The following is a 20,404-nucleotide window of genomic DNA, read 5'->3' on the forward strand; positions in this document are numbered from 1 at the left end:
CGCTGTGAGTGACACGAAAGGCCGCGTTCGATGAACGGCAACACCGAAGAGCTCGTCCGGGCCCTTCGCCAATCGCTGAAGGAAAACGAGCGGCTCAAGCGCGAGAACCGCCAATACCTCGCCGCCACCACCGAACCGGTGGCGGTGGTGGGCATGGGATGCCGCTATCCCGGTGGGGTGGACTCGCCCGAGGCGTTGTGGGAGATGGTGGTTGAGGGCCGCGACGTCGTCTCGGAGTTCCCGTCGGACCGCGGCTGGAGCCTGGCCGGGCTCTTCGATGCGGATCCGGACGCGGTCGGAAAGTCCTACGCGCGCTGCGGCGGGTTCCTCTCGGACGTCGGGGATTTCGACGCCGCCTTCTTCGGGATCGCGCCGAGCGAGGCGCTGGCGATGGACCCGCAGCAACGCCTGTTGCTCGAGGTGTCGTGGGAGGCGTTGGAGCGGGCCGGAATCGATCCCGTCACCCTGCGCGGTTCGTCGACCGGCGTGTTCGCCGGGATCTTTCACGGCTCCTACGGGGGACAGGGCCGGGTGCCGGGACACTTGGAGCGATACGGCCTGCGCGGCTCGACGCTGAGTGTGGCATCGGGGCGGGTGGCGTACTCGTTGGGGCTCGAGGGCCCGGCGGTCTCCGTCGACACGGCGTGTTCGTCGTCGCTGGTGGCCCTCCATTTGGCGGCGCAGTCGTTGCGTTCCGGTGAATGCGATCTGGCGCTGGCCGGCGGCGTGACGGTGATGGCCACGCCGGCGATGTTCATCGAATTCAGTCGCCAGCGGGCGCTGGCCGCCGACGGCCGCTGCAAGGCCTACGCGGGCGCGGCCGACGGCACCGGGTTTTCCGAGGGCGTCGGCGTGCTCGTGCTGGAGCGGCTGGCCGACGCGCGCCGGCTCGGGCATCCGGTGCTGGCCGTGATACGCGGGTCCGCGGTGAACCAGGACGGCGCGTCCAACGGGCTGGCGACGCCCAACGGGCCCTCGCAGCAACGGGTGATCCGGGCGGCGCTGGCCAACGCGCGGCTGGGCACCGCGGATGTGGACCTGGTGGAGGGCCATGGGACCGGCACCACGCTCGGGGATCCGATTGAGGCGCAAGCGCTTCTGGCCACCTACGGGCAGGACCGGCCCGCGGACCGGCCGCTGTGGCTGGGGTCGATCAAATCCAACATGGGTCACACGTCGGCCGCGGCCGGCGCCGGCGGAGTGATCAAGATGGTGCAGGCGATCCGCCACGGCGTGATGCCCAAGACGCTGCACGTGGATGAGCCGACGCCGCACGTGGATTGGTCGGCCGGCGCGGTGTCGCTGCTGACCGAATCGCGCCCCTGGTCCACGCCCGACCGGCCGCGCCGCGCGGGCGTCTCGTCGTTCGGCATCAGCGGCACCAACGCGCACGTCATCGTCGAGCAGTATGCGCCGGAGCCCGAAAGCGACTCGCCCCCAGGCGATGACGTGGTGGTGCCGTGGGTCCTCTCGGCCCGGTCGGCCGAGGCGCTTGCGAACCAGGCGGCGCGGCTGCTGGCGCACGTGAAGGCCCACCCCGCGCTGCGGGTGGTCGACGTGGGCTGGTCCCTGGTCGCGACGCGGTCGCGCTTCGAGCACCGCGCGGTGGTCGTGGGCGCCACCGGCGCGCAGCTGCTGCGGGGGCTGGCCGAGTTGGCGGCCGGCGAGCAGGGGGCAGGCGTCGCGGTGGGCCGGGCGCAGTCGCCCGGCAAGACGGTGTTCGTGTTCCCCGGCCAGGGCTCGCAATGGGCCGGCATGGGCGCCCAATTGCTGGACGGCTCAACGGTGTTCGCCGAGCAGCTGCACCGGTGCGCGGGGGCGCTCGCCGATCACGTCGACTGGTCGCTGATCGACGTCATCCGCGGCGCGCCGGGCGCGCCCGGACTGGACCGGGTGGACGTGGTGCAGCCGGCGCTGTGGGCGGTCATGGTGTCGCTCGCGGAGTTGTGGCGTTCGGTGGGCGTGGTGCCCGATGCGGTGATCGGTCATTCCCAGGGCGAAATCGCTGCGGCCTGCGTGGCGGGGGCGCTGTCGCTGGAAGACGCCGCCCGGGTGGTGGCGCTGCGCAGCAGGCTGCTGGTGGGGCTGTCGGGCCGGGGCGGCATGGTCTCGCTGGCCTGCGCCCTGCCGCGCGCCGAGCAGCTCATCCCGCCGTGGGGTGAGCGATTGAATATCGCCACGGTCAACGGTGTTTCGGCGGTGGTGGTCTCCGGCGAGGTGGACGCGCTGACCGAATTGATGCGGCGGTGCGAAGCCGACAACATCCGCGCCCGCCGCATCGATGTCGACTACGCCTCGCATTCCGCCGCGGTGGACGCGATCCGCGAGCCCCTCGCCGCGGCGCTGGACGGCATTGCACCGCGGTCGTCCTCGGTCGCGTTCTTCTCCACCGTGACCGGTGAGCTCATGGACACCGCGGGACTGGACGCCGACTACTGGTTCCGCAGCATCCGGCAGACGGTGCAGTTCGAGCGGGCGGTCCGCGGCGCCTGCGACGCGGGCTATCGGGCGTTCATCGAATCCAGCCCGCACCCCGTGCTGATGGCCGCCATCGAAGAGACCATGCCCGACGACGAACAGGGCTGCGTCATCCCGTCGTTGGGCCGTGACGACGGCGGCCCGGACCGCTTCTGGCTCTCGGCCGGGCAGGCGTTCGTAGCGGGCGTGGGTGTGGACTGGCGCGCCGCGTTCGACGGCCTGGGCGGCCGGCGTGTCGACCTGCCCACGTACGGGTTTGTGCGGCAACACTTTTGGCTTCCGGGCGGATCGACGGGCTCGTCTGACGCCGCCACCCTGGGGGTTAGCGGTGCCGAGCACGGGCTGCTCGGCGCGGTGGTGCCCCGGCCCGACTCCGGCGGTGTGGCGCTCACGGGCCGGGTGTCGACGGCCGCCCACCCCTGGTTGGCCGATCACGCGGTGGGCCAGACCGTCTTGTTCCCCGGCGCGGGATTCGTCGAGCTGGCCATCCGCGCGGGTGACGAGGTCGGCTGCGGCGTGCTCGACGAGCTGACGCTGTCGGCGCCCTTGGTGCTGCCCGCCGGCGACGGAGTGCAGGTGCAACTCGTGGTCGGGGCGGCCGACGAGTCGGGTCGGCGTCGGCTGTCGGTGTATTCGGATGCCGCGCAGCCGGGTTCGGAGTGGGTGTTGCACGCCGAGGGACTGTTGCGGCCGGGGGCGGTGACGCCGGCCGCGGACCTCTCGGTGTGGCCGCCCATCGGGGCGACCGCGGTCGAGGTCTCGGGCGCCTACGCCGCGCTCGCCCGGCGCGGCTACGAATACGGCCGCGCATTCCAGGGATTGCGGGCGATGTGGCGGCGCGGGGACGAGCTCTTCGCCGAGGTCGCCGTGCCCGACGCCGCCGCGGCCGACGGCGGCTTCGGAATCCATCCCGTGCTGTTGGACGCCGCGCTGCACGCGATCGGGGCCGCCGGCGAGCAGGACATGACCGTGTTGCCGTTCTCCTGGCAGGGCGTGTCGTTGCACGCGTCGGGCGCGGCGCGGGCGCGGGTACGGATCGCGCCCGCCGGCGCCGGGGCGGTCTCGGTGGAATTGGCGGACGGAGCGGGGCTGCCGGTGCTGTCGGTGGGCGCGTTGGCCATGCGCCCGGTCTCCGCCGAGCAATTGGCCACCGCGGCGGTTCCCGCGCGGCGCCCGCTCGCCCAGGGAGTGCTCGACGTGACCTGGTCACCGATCACGCTGGGCGGCGAGGACGACGGCGCAAACGCCACGGTGTGGGAGTTGGCCGATCACGGCGGCGACGTGGTGAAGTCGGTGCACGCGGCGGCCGCCGAGGCCTTGGAGGTGCTGCAATCGTGGTTGCGCGCCGACGGCGACGGGGTGCTGGCCGTGCGGACCCGCGGCGCGGTCGCGCTTGCCGGCGAAGACGTTTCGGACCTTTCCGGCGCCGCGGTGTGGGGCCTGGTGCGCTCGGCGCAGGCCGAGCACCCCGGCCGCATGGTGCTGATCGACTCCGACGGGTCGCTGGATGCCCACGCGGTAATCGGTTGCGGTGAGCCGCAAGTGGTGGTCCGCCGGGGCGTCGCCTATGCGGCCCGGCTGCGGCCGGTGCGGGCGGACTCCGCGATCGGCCTGCCGGCCGGTGGCTGGCGGTTGGACGCCGGCGGCGAGGGCACCCTGGAGGACCTCGTCGTAAGCCCTTGCCCGCGAACCGAATTGACCGCGGGGCAGGTGCGGGTGGCGGTGGCCGCGGTCGGGGTCAACTTCCGCGATGTGCTGGTGGCGCTGGGGATGTATCCCGGCGGCGGACAGCTGGGGGCCGAGGGCGCCGGTGTGGTCGTCGAGGTCGCCCCCGACGTGACCGGGTTGGCCGTCGGTGATCCGGTCATGGGGTTGTTGGGGGTCGTCGGCTCCGAGGCGGTGGTCGACCAGCGATTGGTGACACCGGTGCCCGACGGGCTGTCGCTGGTCGCGGCCGCCGGCGTGCCGGTGGTATTCCTCACCGCGCTGTACGGGTTGTCGGTGCTGGCGGGGCTGCGCTGCGGGGAGCGCGTGTTGGTGCACACCGCCACCGGGGGAGTGGGCATGGCCGCGGTGCAACTGGCGCGGCACTGGGGTGCGGAGGTGTTCGTCACCGCAAGCCGCGGCAAGTGGGATACCTTGCGCGCGATGGGATTCGACGACGACCACATCGGGGATTCCCGCACGCTCGAGTTCGAGGAGAAGTTCCGCGCGGTGGCGGGTGACCGCGGCTTCGATGTCGTGCTCAATTCCCTGGCCGGCGATTTCACCGACGCCTCGCTGCGGCTGTTGGCGCCCGGTGGGCGATTCATCGAGATGGGCAAGACCGACGTCCGCGACCCGCGCGTCGTCGCCGAACAATATGGGGGCGCCCAGTACCGGGCCTTCGACCTGTTGGAGGCCGGCCCGGACCGGACGGCGGCCATGCTGGCCGAGATCGTCGGATTGTTGACCCGCGGGGTCTTGACACCGTTGCCGCAGAAGACATTCGACGTCCGCTGCGCCGCGGCGGCCTACCGGTACGTCAGCCAGGCCCGCCACGTCGGCAAGGTCGCGCTCACCGTGCCGTCGGGGCCCGGCGAGGTGCTCAGCGGCTGCGGCGGCGGGCTGGCCGGGGGCAGTGTGGTGATCACCGGCGGCACTGGGATGGCCGGTTCGGCGCTGGCCCGCCACCTCGTCGACCGCTACGGGGTGGCCCACGTGGTGCTGGTCAGCCGGGCCGGCGCGGAGGCCCCCGGTGTCGCGGAACTGGTGGACGGGCTGAAGCGGGCCGGCGCCGACGTGTCGGTGGAGGCCTGCGACGTCGCCGATCCCGACGCGGTGGGGGCGATGCTTTCCCGGATACCGGCGCACTATCCGCTGCGCGGCGTCGTTCACGCCGCCGGGATCCTCGACGACGGGTTGATCTCGTCGCTGACCCCGGACCGGGTGGACGCGGTGCTGCGGGCCAAGGTCGACGGTGCCTGGAACCTGCACCAGCTCACCCGCGATCTGGATTTGTCGGCGTTCGTGGTGTTTTCGTCGATGGCCGGGATCGTGGGGACCCCGGGACAGGCCAACTACGCGGCGGCCAACAGCTTCCTCGACGGACTGGCCGCCTACCGGCGCGCCCACGGCCTCGCGGGCCTGTCGCTGGCCTGGGGCCTGTGGGAACAGGCCTCGGCGATGACGGCGCACCTCGGAGACCGGGACAAGGCCCGGATGAGCAGGATCGGCCTGGCGCCGCTGCCCACCGGGCAGGCCTTGGCGGCCTTCGACGCCGCCATGCTGGTCGACCGTCCGGTGCTGGTGGCCGCCGCCGTGGACCGGGCCGCCCTGTCGGACAACGTCGCCGCGCTGCCGCCGCTGCTGCGCGAACTCGCCGCCGGCCCGGCCCGGCGCGTGGTCGACGACACCGGCGCCGCCGCGTCCAGCACGGGTCTGAGCGCACGCCTGAACGGCCTGAGCCCCGAGGCCCGGCAGCGCGAATTGATCGACCTGGTTCGCGGCAACGCCGCGATGGTGCTGGGCGTGCCGAACCCGGCGGACATCAACGTCGGCCGCGCGTTCCAGGAGCTCGGCTTCGACTCGCTCACCGCGGTCGAGCTGCGTAACCGGCTCAAAAACGCGACGGGCCTTACCCTTTCGCCAACACTCATCTTCGACTACCCCACGCCGACCGTGCTGGCCGGGCACCTGGACACACAACTGGCGGGGGCCGGCACCGACGTGCAGCCGAACCTGATGGCCCGGGTCAACGACATCACCCGCGAACTGCAGGCGCTGCTGGGCGCGCCCGACTGGAATGCCGACGACCGCTCGGTGCTGCGGGCGCGCATCCACACCCTGCTCGGCGCCATTGCGCCCGCCGATCCGGCCGACTCCGAACACCTCGACGATGACCTCGATGCCGCCACCGAAAGCCAACTCTTTGCGATCCTCGATGAAGAACTCGGCCGCTGACACCCCGCCAGGAGCGGCGACGCCCGGCACCGCGCAGCACGTCGACTACCTGAAGCGCCTCACGGCGGATCTCAGGCGGACCCGGCGGCGCGTCGCCGAGCTGGAAGGCCAACTGTCCGAACCGGTCGCGGTGGTGGGCATGGCCTGCCGCTACGCCGGCGGCGTGGACACCCCGGAAGCCCTCTGGGAGCTGGTCGCCGAGGGGCGGGACACGGTGTCGGACTTCCCGCTCGATCGCGGCTGGGACGTCGAGGGCCTCTACGACCCGGACCCGGACGCGAAAGGCAAGATGTACACCCGCCACGGCAGCTTCCTGCAGCACGCGGGGGACTTCGACGCCGGGTTCTTCGGCATCGGGCCCAGCGAGGCGCTGGCCATGGACCCCCAACAGCGGATGATGCTAGAGATCTGCTGGGAGGCGTTGGAGCGCGCGGGAATTGACCCCTTCGCGCTGCGCGGCACGGCGACCGGAGTCTTCGCGGGGGTCATTCACGCCGGGTATGGCGGCGAGGTGAAAGGCGAGCTGGAGGGCTACGGGCTCACGGGCTCGACCCTGAGCGTCACCTCGGGCCGGGTGTCGTACGTGTTGGGGCTGGAAGGCCCGGCGGTCTCGGTGGACACCGCGTGCTCGTCCTCGTTGGTCTCCATGCACCTGGCCGCGCAGTCGTTGCGGTCCGGGGAATGCGACCTGGCGCTGGCCGGGGGAGTGACCGTCATGGCCACCCCGGCGGCGTTCGTCGAATTCAGCCGGCAGCGGGCGCTGGCGCCCGACGGTCGCTGCAAGGTGTACGCCGGTGCGGCGGACGGGACTTCGTGGTCGGAGGGCGCCGGTGTGCTGGTGCTGGAGCGGCTGGCCGACGCGCGGCGCCTGGGACACCCGGTCCTGGCGCTGCTGCGGGGCACCGCGGTGAACCAGGACGGCGCGTCCAACGGCTTGACCGCACCCAACGGCCCGTCGCAGCAGCGGGTCATCCGGGCCGCGTTGGCCAACGCCGGATTGACGGCGGCGGACGTGGATGCCGTGGAGGGCCACGGGACCGGGACCGTGCTCGGGGACCCCATCGAGGCGCAGGCGCTGCTCGCGACGTACGGGCAGGACCGCCCGGCGGACCGCCCGCTGTGGCTGGGATCGATCAAATCCAACATCGGCCACACCTCGGCCGCGGCGGGCGTGGCCGGGGTGATCAAGATGGTGCAGGCGATGCGGCACGGGGTGTTGCCCAGGACGCTGCACGTGGATGTCCCGTCGCCCCATGTGGATTGGTCGGCCGGGGCGGTGTCGCTGCTGACCGACCCGCGGCCCTGGCCGGATCACGGCGGGCCGCGGCGGGCGGGCGTCTCCTCCTTCGGGATCAGCGGCACCAACGCCCACGTGATCGTCGAGCAGGCACCCGCCGAACCCAACGACGTGCCCGCGGCGCGCGACGGCTCGAATCCCGTTGTCCCGTGGGTGGTTTCGGCACGCTCGACCGACGCGCTGGCCGGTCAGGCCCAACGCCTGCTGGACCACCTGGGCGCCACACCGGATGTGCCCGCGGTGGACGTGGGCTGGTCGTTGGCGACCACCCGGGCGGCGTTCGAGCACCGCGCGGTGCTGATCGGCGCCGACCGTGCGGGCCTGTCAGCCGGCCTGGCGGGGTTGGCCGCGGGGGCGCCGGTCCCGGGCGCGATCACCGGGCGCACCCGCGCGGCGGGCAAGCGCGTGTTCGTGTTTCCCGGTCAGGGTTCGCAGTGGCTGGGCATGGGCGCGGCCTTGTACGAACGCTTTCCCGCGTTCGCCCAGGCTTTTGACGAGACGGTGACCGCGGTGGACGCCCGCTGCCGGCTGCCGTTGCGCGAGGTGATGTGGGGCTCCGACGCGGAGTTGTTGCAGAGCACCGAATTCGCCCAGCCGGCGCTGTTCGCGCTGGAGATCGCGATGGCCGCGCTGTGGGAATCCCTGGGCGTCACACCGGATGTGGTGATCGGCCACTCGGTGGGGGAGATCGCCGCGGCCTGCGTCGCGGGCGCGCTCTCGCTGTCCGACGCGGCGCGATTGGTCGCGGCCCGGGGCCGGTTGATGGCGCAGTTGCCGCGCGGTGGGGTGATGATGGCCGTGACCGCGACCGAGGCCGACGTGGCGCCGCTGCTGAACGGCGACGTCGGCATCGCGGCGGTCAACGGCCCGCAATCGCTGGTGCTTTCGGGCTCGGAGTCGGCGGTGAAGGTGGTCGCGGACCGGCTGGCGGCCGGGGACGCCCGGGTGCGGCAGCTGGCGGTCTCGCACGCGTTCCACTCGCCGCTGATGGAACCCATGATGGGGGACTTCGCCGCGGTGGTGGCCGGCGTGTCGGCCCGCGAGCCGCGGATCGCGTTGGTGTCCAACCTGACCGGGCAACTGGCCGGGCCCGACTATGGGACGGTCGCGTACTGGGTTGACCATGTGCGCAAGCCGGTGCGGTTCGTCGACGGCGTGCAGCTGGCCGAATCGCTGGGCGCCGGTGTGTTTTTAGAGGTCGGCCCCGGGGCGGCGTTGACGGCCGCGGTCGACCAGTGCCTGACCACCGACCGCGCGATGTCGGTGGTGTCGATGGCCAAGGGCCGCCCCGAGGTCGACTCGCTGCTGTCGGCGGCCGGACAGCTGTTCGCGACAGGTTCGGACCTGGACTGGTCGGCGGCGTTCACCGGGCTGAGCGCGCGGCGCATCCCGTTGCCGACGTATGCCTTTGTGCGGCGCCGGTTTTGGCTGTCGAGCGATTCGGTGGGATCGGCGAACATCGCCAGCCTGGGTCTGACCGAGGCCGAGCACGCGTTTTTGGGGGCGGTGGTGGACCGGCCGGATTCCGGCGGTGTGGTGTTGACGGGCCGGCTGTCGACGGCCGCCCAACCGTGGCTGGGCGACCACGCCGTGGCCGGCACGGTGCTGTTCCCCGGGGCGGGCTTCGTGGAGCTGGCGTTGCGGGCGGGTGACGAGGTCGGCTGCTCGGTGATCGAGGAACTGACGCTGTCGGCGCCGCTAGCGGTCCCGGCGGGCGGGGTCGTGCAGCTGCAGGTGGTGGTGGAGGCGGCCGACGGCACCGGAGCGCGGGCCGTCTCCGTGTATTCGCGTGCGGCGCAAACGGATTGGATTTTGCACGCCGAGGGCTTGTTGCGCGACGGCGCGACCACGCCGGTGGCGGATCTGTCGGTGTGGCCCCCCGTCGGCGCCGAGGCGGTGGACGTGGCCGGCGCGTACGACGGCCTGGCGGACCGCGGCTACGGGTACGGCCCGGCCTTTCAGGGGTTGCGGGCCGTGTGGCGGCGGGGGGCCGAAACGTTCGCCGAGGTCGAACTCCCGCAGCACGCCGGTGTCGCGACCGGCGGCTTCGGCATCCACCCGGTGCTGCTGGACGCGGCGTTGCACGCGCTCGGGGTGGCCGACGAGCGGATCGAGACCGTGTTGCCGTTCTCCTGGCAGGGCGTGAGCCTCTACGCCGCGGGTGCGTCGCGGGTCCGGGTGCGGCTGGCGCCGGCGGGCACCGGCGCCGTGTCGGTCGACCTGGCCGACGCGTCGGGCCTGCCGGTGCTGTCGGTGCGGGAGTTGGTGACGCGCGCCGTGTCGGCCGACCAATTGACGGCGGCGCTGGCGGCCCGCGCCGGGAGCGGCGAGCTCCTCGACGTGGTGTGGTCGCCGATCTCGCTCCCGGGCAACGGGGTTGGCCAGGGCGTGACCGTTTGGGAACCGCCCCCGGGCGCTTCGATCACCGCGGTCTACGCCGCGGCGCACGAGGCGCTTGGCGTCTTGCAGTCCTGGCTGTCCGGCGACGCGGCCGGGACGTTGGTGGTGCAGACCCGTGGTGCGGTGACCCTGTCCGCTGACGACGTCTCCGACCTGGCCGGCGCGGCCGTCTGGGGGCTGGTGCGCTCGGCCCAGGCCGAGCATCCGGGCCGCATCGTGTTGGTCGACACCGACGGCTCGCTGGACGTCGTGACGGTGATCGGTTGCGGCGAACCGCAATTGGTGGTGCGCGACGGCATCGCCCACAGTGCCCGGCTGAAGCCGGCCGGCCAGCGGGCGCTGTTGTCGCTGCCCGAGCCGCCGTCGGTGTGGCGGCTGGCCGCCGGCGACGCCGGGACGCTGGAGGATCTGGCGGTCCAGGAGTACCCGCCGGCGGAGCTGGAAGCCGGACAGGTGCGGGTGGCGGTGGCCGCGGCCGGGGTGAATTTCCGGGACGTGCTGGTGGCGCTGGGCATGTATCCCGGTGCCGCGCAGTTGGGTGCCGAGGGCGCCGGCATCGTGACCGAAGTCGGTTCCGGCGTCACCGATGTGGCCGTCGGCGACGCGGTGATGGGGATCTTCGGGCTGGCGGGTTCGGAGGCGACCGTCGATCGGCGGCTGGTCACGCGGGTGCCGCGGGGCTGGTCGATGGCTCAGGCCGCCGGCGTGCCGGTGGTGTTCCTGACCGCGTACTACGGGCTCTCGGTGTTGGCCGGATTGCGGGCGGGCCAACGGGTGCTGGTGCACGCGGCCACCGGCGGGGTCGGCATGGCCGCGGTGCAGCTGGCCCGGCATTGGGGCGCGGAGGTGTTCGCGACGGCCAGTCGCGGCAAATGGGACACGCTGCGCGCCATGGGTTTCGACGACGCCCACATCGCGGATTCGCGGACGCTGGAGTTCGAGCACAAGTTCCGCGCGGCGGTGGGCGCCGGGGGCTTCGGCGTGGTGCTCAACTCCCTGGCCGGTGAATTCAACGATGCGTCCCTGCGGCTCTTGGGCCGGGGTGGTCGTTTCATCGAGATGGGCAAGACCGACCTGCGTGATCCGGATGCCGTCGCGCACGCCCACCCCGGGGTGGGGTACCGCGCCTTCGACCTGATGGAGGCCGGCCCGGATCGGATCGCGGAGATGCTGGCCGAATTGATGACGTTGTTCGCCGGCGGGGCCCTGGCGCCGTTGCCGGTCAAGGCTTTCGACGCGCGGAGCGCCGCCGACGCCTACCGCTTTGTCAGCCAGGCCCGTCACATCGGCAAGGTCGTGCTCACCATGCCGGACGGCCCCGCGGGGCTGGCGGGCGGGACCGCGCTCATCACCGGCGGCACCGGCATGGCGGGGTCGGCGGTGGCCCGCCACCTCGTCGAGCGGCATCGGGTGCCCCACGTGATGCTGGTCAGTCGCGGCGGGGAGCAGGCGGCCGGAATCGCCGAGCTGGCAGGCGAATTGCGCGACCTGGGCGCCTCGGTGTCGGTGGTGGCCTGCGATGTCGGCGACCGGGACGCGGTCGCGGCCCTGCTGGGGCGGGTGCCCTCGCACTACCCGCTGCGGTCGGTGTTCCACGCCGCGGGGGTGATCGACGACGCGATGGTCGCGTCATTGACTCCCGCGCGTATCGACGCGGTGTTGCGCGCCAAGGTCGACGGCGCGTGGCACCTGCACGAGCTGACCAAAGAACTGGACCTGGCCGCGTTCGTGGCCTTTTCGTCCATGGCCGGCATCGTGGGTGCGCCGGGTCAGGGCAACTATGCGGCGGCCAACAGCTTCCTCGACGCGCTGGCGGCCCATCGCCACGCCCGGGGGCTGCCGGGATTGTCGGTGGCGTGGGGGATGTGGGAAGAGCCGTCGGCGATGACGCACCACCTCGGCGAGGCCGACCGGGCCAGGATGAGCCGGGCCGGGCTGAGCGCGTTGTCCACCCGGCAAGCGCTGGATCTGTTGGACGCCGCGCTGCTCGGCGACCGGCCCATGGTGGTGGGCACCCGCCTCGACCGGGGCGCGCTGGCGCACCACAGCGCCACGCTGCCGCCGCTGCTGAGCCAGCTGGCCACCCGCCCCGCCCGGCGGGTCCTCGAGCACACCGACATGGTGTCCCTGACGGGCCTGCGGGCGCGCCTGGACGGCCTGAGTCCCGAACAGCGACAAGCCGAATTGGTGGAACTGGTCTGCGGCAACGCGGCCACGGTACTGGGGCACACCACCGCCGACGTCAACGCCGACGACGCGTTCGGTGACCTCGGTTTCGACTCGCTGACCGCCGTCGAACTGCGAAACCGGCTCAAAATCGCTACCGGGCTTACCCTTTCACCCACGCTGATCTTCGATCACCCCACGCCGGCCGCATTGGCCGAACACCTCGGAACCGAACTGGCCACCGGCTCCGTCGCCGCCCCGGCCACCGAGCCCGATCGCATCGCCCGGTTCGACGACATCGCGCGGGAACTGCAGGCACTGCTGGGCCGGCCCGGGCTGAGCCCCGCCGACCGGGCACAGCTCGTCGCCCGGCTCGAGGGTCTGCTGGCGACGGCGACCGGTCCGACACCGTCCGCGCTGCCGGATCAGCCTGAGGACGCGTTCGACGACGACCTCGCCACCGCCACCGAGAGTCAGCTCTTTGCCATCCTCGACGACGAAGTCGGCCCCTGACCTTGGCCTCGACAGACGTAGCGATCATCGGGCTGGCGTGCAAGTTCCCCGGAGCGGCCGGCCCCGAGGCCTTGTGGCGGCTCATCCGCGACGGGCGGGAGAACACCCAATTCGCCGGGGAGGCGCAGCAATTCGACGCCGACTTCTTCAACCTGTCGCCGCGCGAGGCGTGCGCGATGGACCCGAGGCAACGGCTGGCCCTCGAATTGACCTGGGAGCTGTTCGAGAACGCATTCATCGTTCCCGACACACTGCGGACAGAACCGGTTTCGGTGTACCTCGGGGTGATGACGGATGACTACGCCGCGCTGACGCTGCGCGACCTCGCCGACAACCTCGACCACCACACGTTCACCGGCATCAGCCGGGCGATGATCGCCAACCGGATCTCGTATGCCTTCGGGCTGCAGGGGCCCAGCATGACCGTCGACTCCGGCCAGTCCTCGTCCCTGGTGGCGGTGCACCTCGGATGCGAAAGCGTGCGGACCGGGCAGTCGTCGCTGGCCATCGCGGGCGGGGTTCACCTCAACCTGGCCGACGAAATCGCCATGCTGGAACGGGAATTCGGTGCCGTGTCGGTGTCCGGCCACACCTACGCTTTCGATCGGCGCGCCGACGGTTACGTGCGCGGTGAGGGCGCGGGGCTGGTGCTGCTGAAGCCCCTGCCGGCCGCGCTCGACGACGGCGATCGCATCCACGCCGTCATTCGCGGCAGCGCCGTCGCCAACGCCGGGCACAGCCCGGCCGGCCAGACCGTGCCGTCGGCGCGTGGCGAGGCCGACGTGATCCGCGGCGCGCTCGCCGACGCCGGCCTCGACGCGGCGGACATCGACTACGTCGAGGCCCACGGCACGGGAACCAAAGTGGGTGACGCGATCGAAGCCCAAGCGCTGGGTGAGGTTTTCGGCGTGCGCGCACACGATCCGGTGCGGGTGGGATCGGTGAAGACCAACATCGGCCACGCCGGCGGCGCCGCCGGCGTGACGGGTCTGCTCAAGGCCGTCCTGTCGATCCACCATTCGACGATTCCGCCGAGCCTCAACCATGCCGGCCCAGATCCCGAGGTGGATCTGAATCGCCTTGGACTGCAAGTCAATACCGTGGCGGTGCCCTGGCCGTCCACGCGCCACCCGCGGCGGGCCGGGGTGTCCTCGTTCGGCATGGGCGGGACGAACGCGCACCTCGTCGTGGAACAGCCTCCCGCCCAACCCGATGCGGCGCAATCGGACCCAGGCCTCACGGTGCCGTGGGTGCTCTCGGCCCGATCCGAACGTGCGCTCACCAACCAGGCGCGGCGGCTGTCGGACCACCTGGCCGAGCGGGAGGATCTCACCCCCCTCGACGTGGGCTGGTCATTGGTCAGCACCCGGGCGTCTTTCGAGCACCGCGCGGTCGTGGTGGGTGGCAATCGTGGGGAGCTGGCAACGGGATTGGCGGCGCTGGCGGCGGGGCAGCCACATTCGGGTGTGTCGGTGGGCCGGGGCATGCCGCCGGGCAAGACGGTGTTCGTCTTTCCCGGCCAGGGTTCGCAGTGGCTCGGGATGGGGCGCCAACTCTACGACCGCTTCGAGGTGTTCGCCCGCACCTTCGACGAGGCCGTCGAAGTGGTGGACGGGCATGTGCGGCTGCCCTTGCGCGAGGTGATGTGGGGCGCGGACCCGGAGTTGTTGCAGAGCACGGAGTTTGCCCAGCCGGCATTGTTCGCGTTGGGGATCGCGCTGGCGGCGCTGTGGCAATCCTTCGGTGTCGCACCGGATGTGGTGATGGGACATTCGGTGGGGGAGATCACCGCGGCGTGCGTGGCCGGGGCGCTGTCGCTGCCCGATTCGGCCCGGCTGGTGGCGGCCCGCGGCCGGCTGATGGGACGGCTGCCGGCCGGTGGGGTGATGGTGGCGGTCGGCGCCGGCGAGGCCGAGGTGGCCGCGTTGATGGACGGTGGGGTGAGCATCGCGGCGGTCAACGGCCCGCAGTCGGTGGTGCTCTCCGGCGAACAGACACCGGTCGCGGCGCTGGCCGATCGGCTGGCGCAAACCGGTCGGCGCGTACACCGGTTGGCGGTCTCCCACGCGTTTCATTCCCCACTGATGGAGCCCATGCTGGGCGAGTTTTCCGCGGCGGCGGCCGGCATCGAACCGCGGCGCCCCCGAGTCGAGTTGGTCTCGAACCTGACCGGGCGGCCGGCCGATGCCGAGTACGGATCGGCGCAGTACTGGGTGGAACACGTGCGCCGGCCGGTGCGCTTCTTCGAGGGGGTGCGCGCCGCCGAGGCGGGCGGCGCCGCGATTTTCCTCGAGCTGGGACCGGGCGCGGCGCTGACCGCCGCCGTGGACCAATCACTGAGCGCCGAGCGGGCGGCGTCGCTGGCCACCATGCCCAAGGACCGCCCCGAGACGGAATCGACCCTGGCCGCCGCCGGGCAGCTGTTCACCCGCGGACTCGACCTCGACTGGGCGGGCGTCTTCGCCGGCCTGAACGCGCGGCGGGTTGAATTGCCGACGTATGGCTTTGCGCGAGACAGGTTTTGGCTCGGCGACGGGCGCGGGCCGGGGGGATCGGGGGCCGCGCCCGCCACCGTGACGCGCTCGCCCGACTTGGCCCAGCGGTTGCACGGCCTGCCGCGCGACGAACAGCAGCGTGTGCTGCTCGGGTTGGTGTGCGAGCACGCGGCGGCCGTGCTGGGATATCCGGGCGGACAGGCCATCGACCACGACCGCGCCTTCGGCGACCTCGGGTTCGACTCACTGACCGGGGTCGAATTGCGCAACCGCCTCACCACACATGCCGGGACGGCGTTGTCACGCACTGTGATCTTCGACTACCCGACCCCGGCCGCGCTGGCCGATCATCTTCGCCGGCAACTACTCCATGACGATCGCGAGGAATCCGACGACGAAAAACTATGGTCCGCGCTGAGGAGGATTCCTGTGCGTGAACTTCGCAGAACGGGATTGCTCGACAAACTCCTATTACTCGCCGGTGTGCCGGAAACACCCGACGGCGACGCAAATGAACCCGGTCCCAGCGGTGACGATATCGATTCTTTGAGCCCCGACGATTTAATCGCCATGGCGCTCGATGCGGCGGAAGACGACGAAATCGAATGACGAATTCCCCGCTGGCGGACATGATTACGCGTACACCACGCGCAGTCAATCTGACATGTGTTGAATACCAGAAACTTTTGCAAGACCACAGCCAACCGAATAAACTTCCGGCATTACGCGGAATCGTGTTCACGTTGGTTGGCAATCAAGAGAGTAGAGCATGAGCGTCATCGCGGGTGTGTTCGGCGCTTTGCCGCCGCATCGCTACAGCCAACGCGAAATCACCGACCACATCGTCGAGTTCCCCGCGTTGAAGGAACATGAAGAGATCGTCCGGCGTCTGCACGCTGCCGCCAAGGTCAACAGCCGCCACTTCGTCGTGCCGCTCGAGCGGTACCACGCGCTGACCGACTTCGGTGAGGCCAACGAGGTCTTCATCGACAAGGCCGTGGAACTGGGCTGCGACGCGCTGCTCGGCGCCCTCGACGAGGCGGGGCTCGTCCCGCAAGACATCGACACGATCGTCACCACGACCGTCACCGGCGTCGCGGTGCCGTCGCTCGACGCCCGGATCGTCGGGCGCCTCGGCCTGCGCCCGGACGTGCGCCGCGTGCCGCTGTTCGGGCTGGGCTGCGCCGGCGGGGCGGCGGGGGTCGGCAGGCTGCACGACTACCTGCGTGGCGCCCCCGACGGCGTCGCCGCCCTGGTATCGGTCGAGCTGTGCTCGCTGACCTTCCCCGCGGTCGGCCCGACGGTGTCGGGGCTGGTCGGGACCGCGATGTTCGGCGATGGCGCCGCCGCGGTGGTCGCCGTCGGCGACCGTCGCGCCGAGCAGCTGAGCTCGGCCGGGCCCGACATCCTCGATTCGCGCAGCCGCCTGTACCCCGAATCGCTGCACATCATGGGCTGGAACGTCGGCTCGGCCGGCATCCAGCTGGTGATGTCGCCGGAACTGCCCGCCGTCATCGACCGGTACCTGGCCGACGACGTGAGCCGGTTCCTCGCCGCGCACCAGCTGACCAAGGACGACGTCGGCGCCTGGGTGACGCACCCCGGCGGCCCCAAAGTCATCAACACCATCGCCAAGTGCCTCGAGCTGCCGCCGGAGGCGCACGAGCTGACCTGGCGCTCGCTCGGCGAAATCGCGAACCTGTCGTCCGCATCGGTGCTGCACATCCTGCGGGACACCATCGCCAAGCCACCGCCCGGCGGAAGCCCCGGGCTGATGATCGCGACGGGACCCGGCTTCGGGTCCGAACTGGTGCTGCTGCGCTGGCACTGAGCGGGTCGCTTCCGTAGGCGGCCCGGTGATGTCGGTGGTCGCTGCAAGGATGGCGTCATGTCGTCGACCGCGTCCGCTGAGGCTGTGGTGGTCACTGCGAGTGACCGCCTTGAGGTGCTGTTTGGCGAGTTGGCGGAGTTGGCGGGTCAGCGCAATGCGATTGATGGGCGCATCGTGGAGATCGTGGCCGAGATTGATCGTGACCAATTGTGTGGTGTGACCGGGGCGCGCTCGGTGCCGGCGTTGGTGGCCTGGAAGCTGGGCTGCTCGTCGGCCAACGCGCACACGCTGGCCGCCATTGCGGGCCGGCTCGAGGAGTTTCCGCGCTGCACCGCCGGCCTGCGGGAGGGTCGGCTGTCGGCCGATCAGGTCGGGGTGATCGCCGCCCGCGCGGGTGAGGGATCCGATGAGCATTACGCGCAGCTGGCCGCGGTCGCGACGGTCGGTCAGTTGCGTACCGCGGTGAAGCTGGAACCGCGACCCGAACCTGAACCTCGGTCCGAGTCAGAGTCAGAGTCCGAGTCCGAGTCCGAACCTCGGCCCGAGATCGAGCCTGAGCGTTCGATCACTACGACCGCCACTGAGTGGGGCGCCTGTTATCGGATCATGCTGGGCCACTTGGATGCCGCGAAGTTCGACGCCGCTTTGGCGTCTCATCGTGAGGCGCTGATCGCCGAGTGGAAACACGATCACGCAAACGGCGAGGGTTCATCCGATCAGCGGCCCCCGTTGCCGAGCACCGTCGATGCGTTGATGCGTCTGGTCGAGGCGGGTTGGGACGCCGAGGCCACCCGCCGCCCCCATGGGCAGCACACCACGGTGGTGGCCCACCTCGACGTCGGGCAGCGCGTGGCAACCCTGCATTTGGGTCCGCTGCTCTCGGATGCCGAACGCCGCTTGTTGACCTGCGATGTCACCTGTGAGGTCTGGTTCGAACGCGACGGGCAGGTTATTGGGGCCGGGCGGGTGACGCGGGTGATCAACCGGCGGCTGCGCCGCGCGCTGGAATATCGCGACCGCACGTGCGCGGTGCCCGGCTGCGGGGCCAGCCGTGGCCTGCACGCGCATCACCTGTGGCATTGGGAGGACGGTGGCCCCACGGAGTTGGCCAACCTGGTGCTGGTCTGCCCGTATCACCACCGGTTGCATCACCGGGGCGTTATCACCCTCACCGGACCCGCAGACGCCCTGACCGTCACCGACGAGGCCGGCCAAATCCTGAGCCCGGGCTCACTCGCGCACCCACCCACCCGACCCCCGCCCGCGGTGCCACCGTGCCCGGGACCTACCGGCGAACGCGCCGACTGGTGGTGGTATGACCCCTTCCAACCCCAACCACCACCGACAACCAACTAGCCCGGCCAGTCCTGGCGATCAAACACAGTGGGGCATAACAAAATTCGTTCACACCACCAGGTCGCACATCTACACCGCATCACGAAAGCTGTAGCCGCTCACCGCTATTCGAGCAATTCCGAAAGCTCCAGCCAACGGCTCTCGGTCGCGGCGACCTCGTCTTCGAGCGCGCGCAGCTCCTGCGTGAGCCGGGTGATGCCGACATGGTCGGACTGGTCGTGGGCCGCGAGTTCGTGGTGTTTGTCCTCGATCCGGTCCGTCAACCGCGCGAGCTGGCGGTCGAGGGAGGCCACCTCTTTCTCGGCGGCGCGGCGCTGGGCGCCCGACATCGCGGGCCGCGACGCCTGCGACGGCTGCGACTCCTGCGCCGACCGCGACGCCTGCGCCGGCCGCGCCTCTTCGGTGCCCGCCCCGTCCTGCCGCCGCTCGGCCAGCCGCAGGTACTCGTCGACGCCGCCGGGCAGGTGCCGCAACCGGCCGTCGAGCACCGCGTACTGCTGATCGGTGACCCGCTCCAGCAGATAGCGGTCGTGCGAGACGACGATCAGCGTTCCCGCCCAGGAGTCGAGCAGATCCTCCATTGCCGCCAGCGTGTCGGTGTCCACGTCGTTGGTCGGCTCGTCGAGCAGCAACACGTTGGGCTCGGACAGCAACGTGAGCATCAGCTGCAGCCGCCGACGCTCGCCGCCGGAGAGATCCGCCACGCGGGCGGACAGCTGGCCGCGTCCGAAGCCGAGCCGCTCGAGCAGCTGGGCCGGGGTCACCTCACGGCCGTCGACCTGGTAGGCGCCGGGCAGCTGGCCCAGCACGTCGGCGATCCGGTCGTCGTCGACCGCGCCCAGCGCGTCGCCCTGTTGGTCGAGGACCGCCAGCCGCACCGTCTTGCCGCGTTTGACGCGGCCGGCATCGGGCGCGATCGTGCCGTCGATCAACCCCAGCAGCGTGGACTTCCCGGCGCCGTTGGCCCCGACGATGCCGGTGCGCTCGCCCGGGGCGATCCGCCACTCGACGTCGCGCAGCACCGGCCGGCCGCCAAACGAGACCGACACGTCGAGCAGATCGATCACGTCCTTGCCGAGCCGGGCGCTCGCCAGCTTGGCCAACTCGACGGTGTCACGCGGCGGCGGCACGTCGGCGATCAGCTGGTTGGCGGCCTCGATCCGGAACTTGGGCTTGGAGGTCCGCGCCGGGGCGCCGCGACGCAGCCACGCCAGCTCCTTGCGCATCAGGTTCTGCCGCTTGGCTTCGGCGACGGCGGCCATCCGGTCTCGCTCGACGCGCTGCAGCACATAGGCCGCGTACCCGCCGTCGAACGGCTCGACGATCCCGTCGTGCACCTCCCACGTCGTGGTGGCGACCTCGTCGAGGAACCAGCGGTCGTGGGTGACCAGCAGCAGCCCGCCGGTGTTGCGCGCCCAGCGCCCCTTCAGGTGGCCGGCCAGCCAGCTGATCCCCTCGATGTCCAGGTGGTTGGTGGGCTCGTCGAGCGCGATGACGTCCCATTCGCCCACCAGCAACCTGGCCAGCTGCACCCGCCGGCGCTGCCCACCGGAGAGCGTGGCAACCGTTGCGTCCCAAGCGATGTCGGAGACCAGCCCGGTGACCACGTCGCGGACCCGCGGGTCGCCGGCCCACTGGTGTTCGGCGGCGTCGCCGACCAGGGTCCACCCCACGGTGTGGTCGGGGTCCAGGGTGTCGGCCTGGCTTAGCGCGCCGACCCGCAGCCCGCTGCGCCGGGTGACCCGGCCGGAGTCGGGCTGTTGCTGGCCGGTGAGCAGCCGCAGCAGGCTGGACTTGCCGTCGCCGTTGCGACCGACGATGCCGATTCGCGCGCCGTCGTTGACCCCGAGCGTGATCGACCCGAACACCACCCGGGTCGGGTATTCGAGGTGTACGGCCTCGGCTCCGAGTAGGTGCGCCACCGGC

6 protein-coding genes are annotated in these 20,404 nt (G+C 71.4%); 5 read left to right on the plus strand and 1 reads right to left on the minus strand.

All coding sequences use genetic code 11. The features are described 5' to 3' along the window. Window positions 1–30: 30 nt before the first annotated feature. The 5 genes from QGN30_RS13365 to QGN30_RS13385 all read left to right on the plus strand — a co-directional run bounded on the left by QGN30_RS13365 (window position 31) and on the right by QGN30_RS13385 (window position 18,478). Complete coding sequence (locus QGN30_RS13365; protein ID WP_248923122.1) at window positions 31–6,420, plus strand: type I polyketide synthase; 6,390 nt, start codon at window positions 31–33, stop codon at window positions 6,418–6,420. Further along, window positions 6,401–12,796, plus strand: coding sequence for a type I polyketide synthase (locus tag QGN30_RS13370; RefSeq protein WP_248923685.1), 6,396 nt, complete (start codon window positions 6,401–6,403; stop codon window positions 12,794–12,796). The genes QGN30_RS13365 and QGN30_RS13370 overlap by 20 nt, the downstream gene beginning before the upstream one ends. A 2-nt stretch (window positions 12,797–12,798) precedes the next feature. Beyond that, window positions 12,799–15,900 (plus strand): type I polyketide synthase, encoded by a 3,102-nt coding sequence (locus QGN30_RS13375; protein ID WP_036459112.1) that lies wholly within the window; start codon window positions 12,799–12,801, stop codon window positions 15,898–15,900. 160 nt (window positions 15,901–16,060) lie between these two features. Then, complete coding sequence (locus QGN30_RS13380; protein WP_014380317.1) at window positions 16,061–17,122, plus strand: type III polyketide synthase; 1,062 nt, start codon at window positions 16,061–16,063, stop codon at window positions 17,120–17,122. 57 nt (window positions 17,123–17,179) lie between these two features. Continuing rightward, on the plus strand, window positions 17,180–18,478 hold the full coding sequence (locus QGN30_RS13385) for an HNH endonuclease signature motif containing protein (RefSeq protein WP_248913350.1): 1,299 nt from the start codon (window positions 17,180–17,182) through the stop codon (window positions 18,476–18,478). 104 nt (window positions 18,479–18,582) lie between these two features. Here QGN30_RS13385 and QGN30_RS13390 read toward each other — a convergent pair whose 3' ends face one another. Next, complete coding sequence (locus QGN30_RS13390) at window positions 18,583–20,400, minus strand: ABC-F family ATP-binding cassette domain-containing protein (RefSeq protein WP_248913349.1); 1,818 nt, start codon at window positions 20,398–20,400, stop codon at window positions 18,583–18,585. Window positions 20,401–20,404: the final 4 nt, after the last annotated feature.

The organism is Mycobacterium sp. 3-98 (assembly GCF_035918355.1).
Lineage (GTDB): Bacteria > Actinomycetota > Actinomycetes > Mycobacteriales > Mycobacteriaceae > Mycobacterium > Mycobacterium intracellulare.

What these genes read in the sequence shown, in the direction of transcription:
- QGN30_RS13365 (WP_248923122.1), top strand. Translation starts at nt 31, where the DNA reads ATGAACGGCAACACCGAAGAGCTCGTCCGGGCCCTTCGCCAATCGCTG.
- QGN30_RS13370 (WP_248923685.1), top strand. Translation starts at nt 6,401, where the DNA reads ATGAAGAACTCGGCCGCTGACACCCCGCCAGGAGCGGCGACGCCCGGC.
- QGN30_RS13380 (WP_014380317.1), top strand. Translation starts at nt 16,061, where the DNA reads ATGAGCGTCATCGCGGGTGTGTTCGGCGCTTTGCCGCCGCATCGCTAC.
- QGN30_RS13385 (WP_248913350.1), top strand. Translation starts at nt 17,180, where the DNA reads ATGTCGTCGACCGCGTCCGCTGAGGCTGTGGTGGTCACTGCGAGTGAC.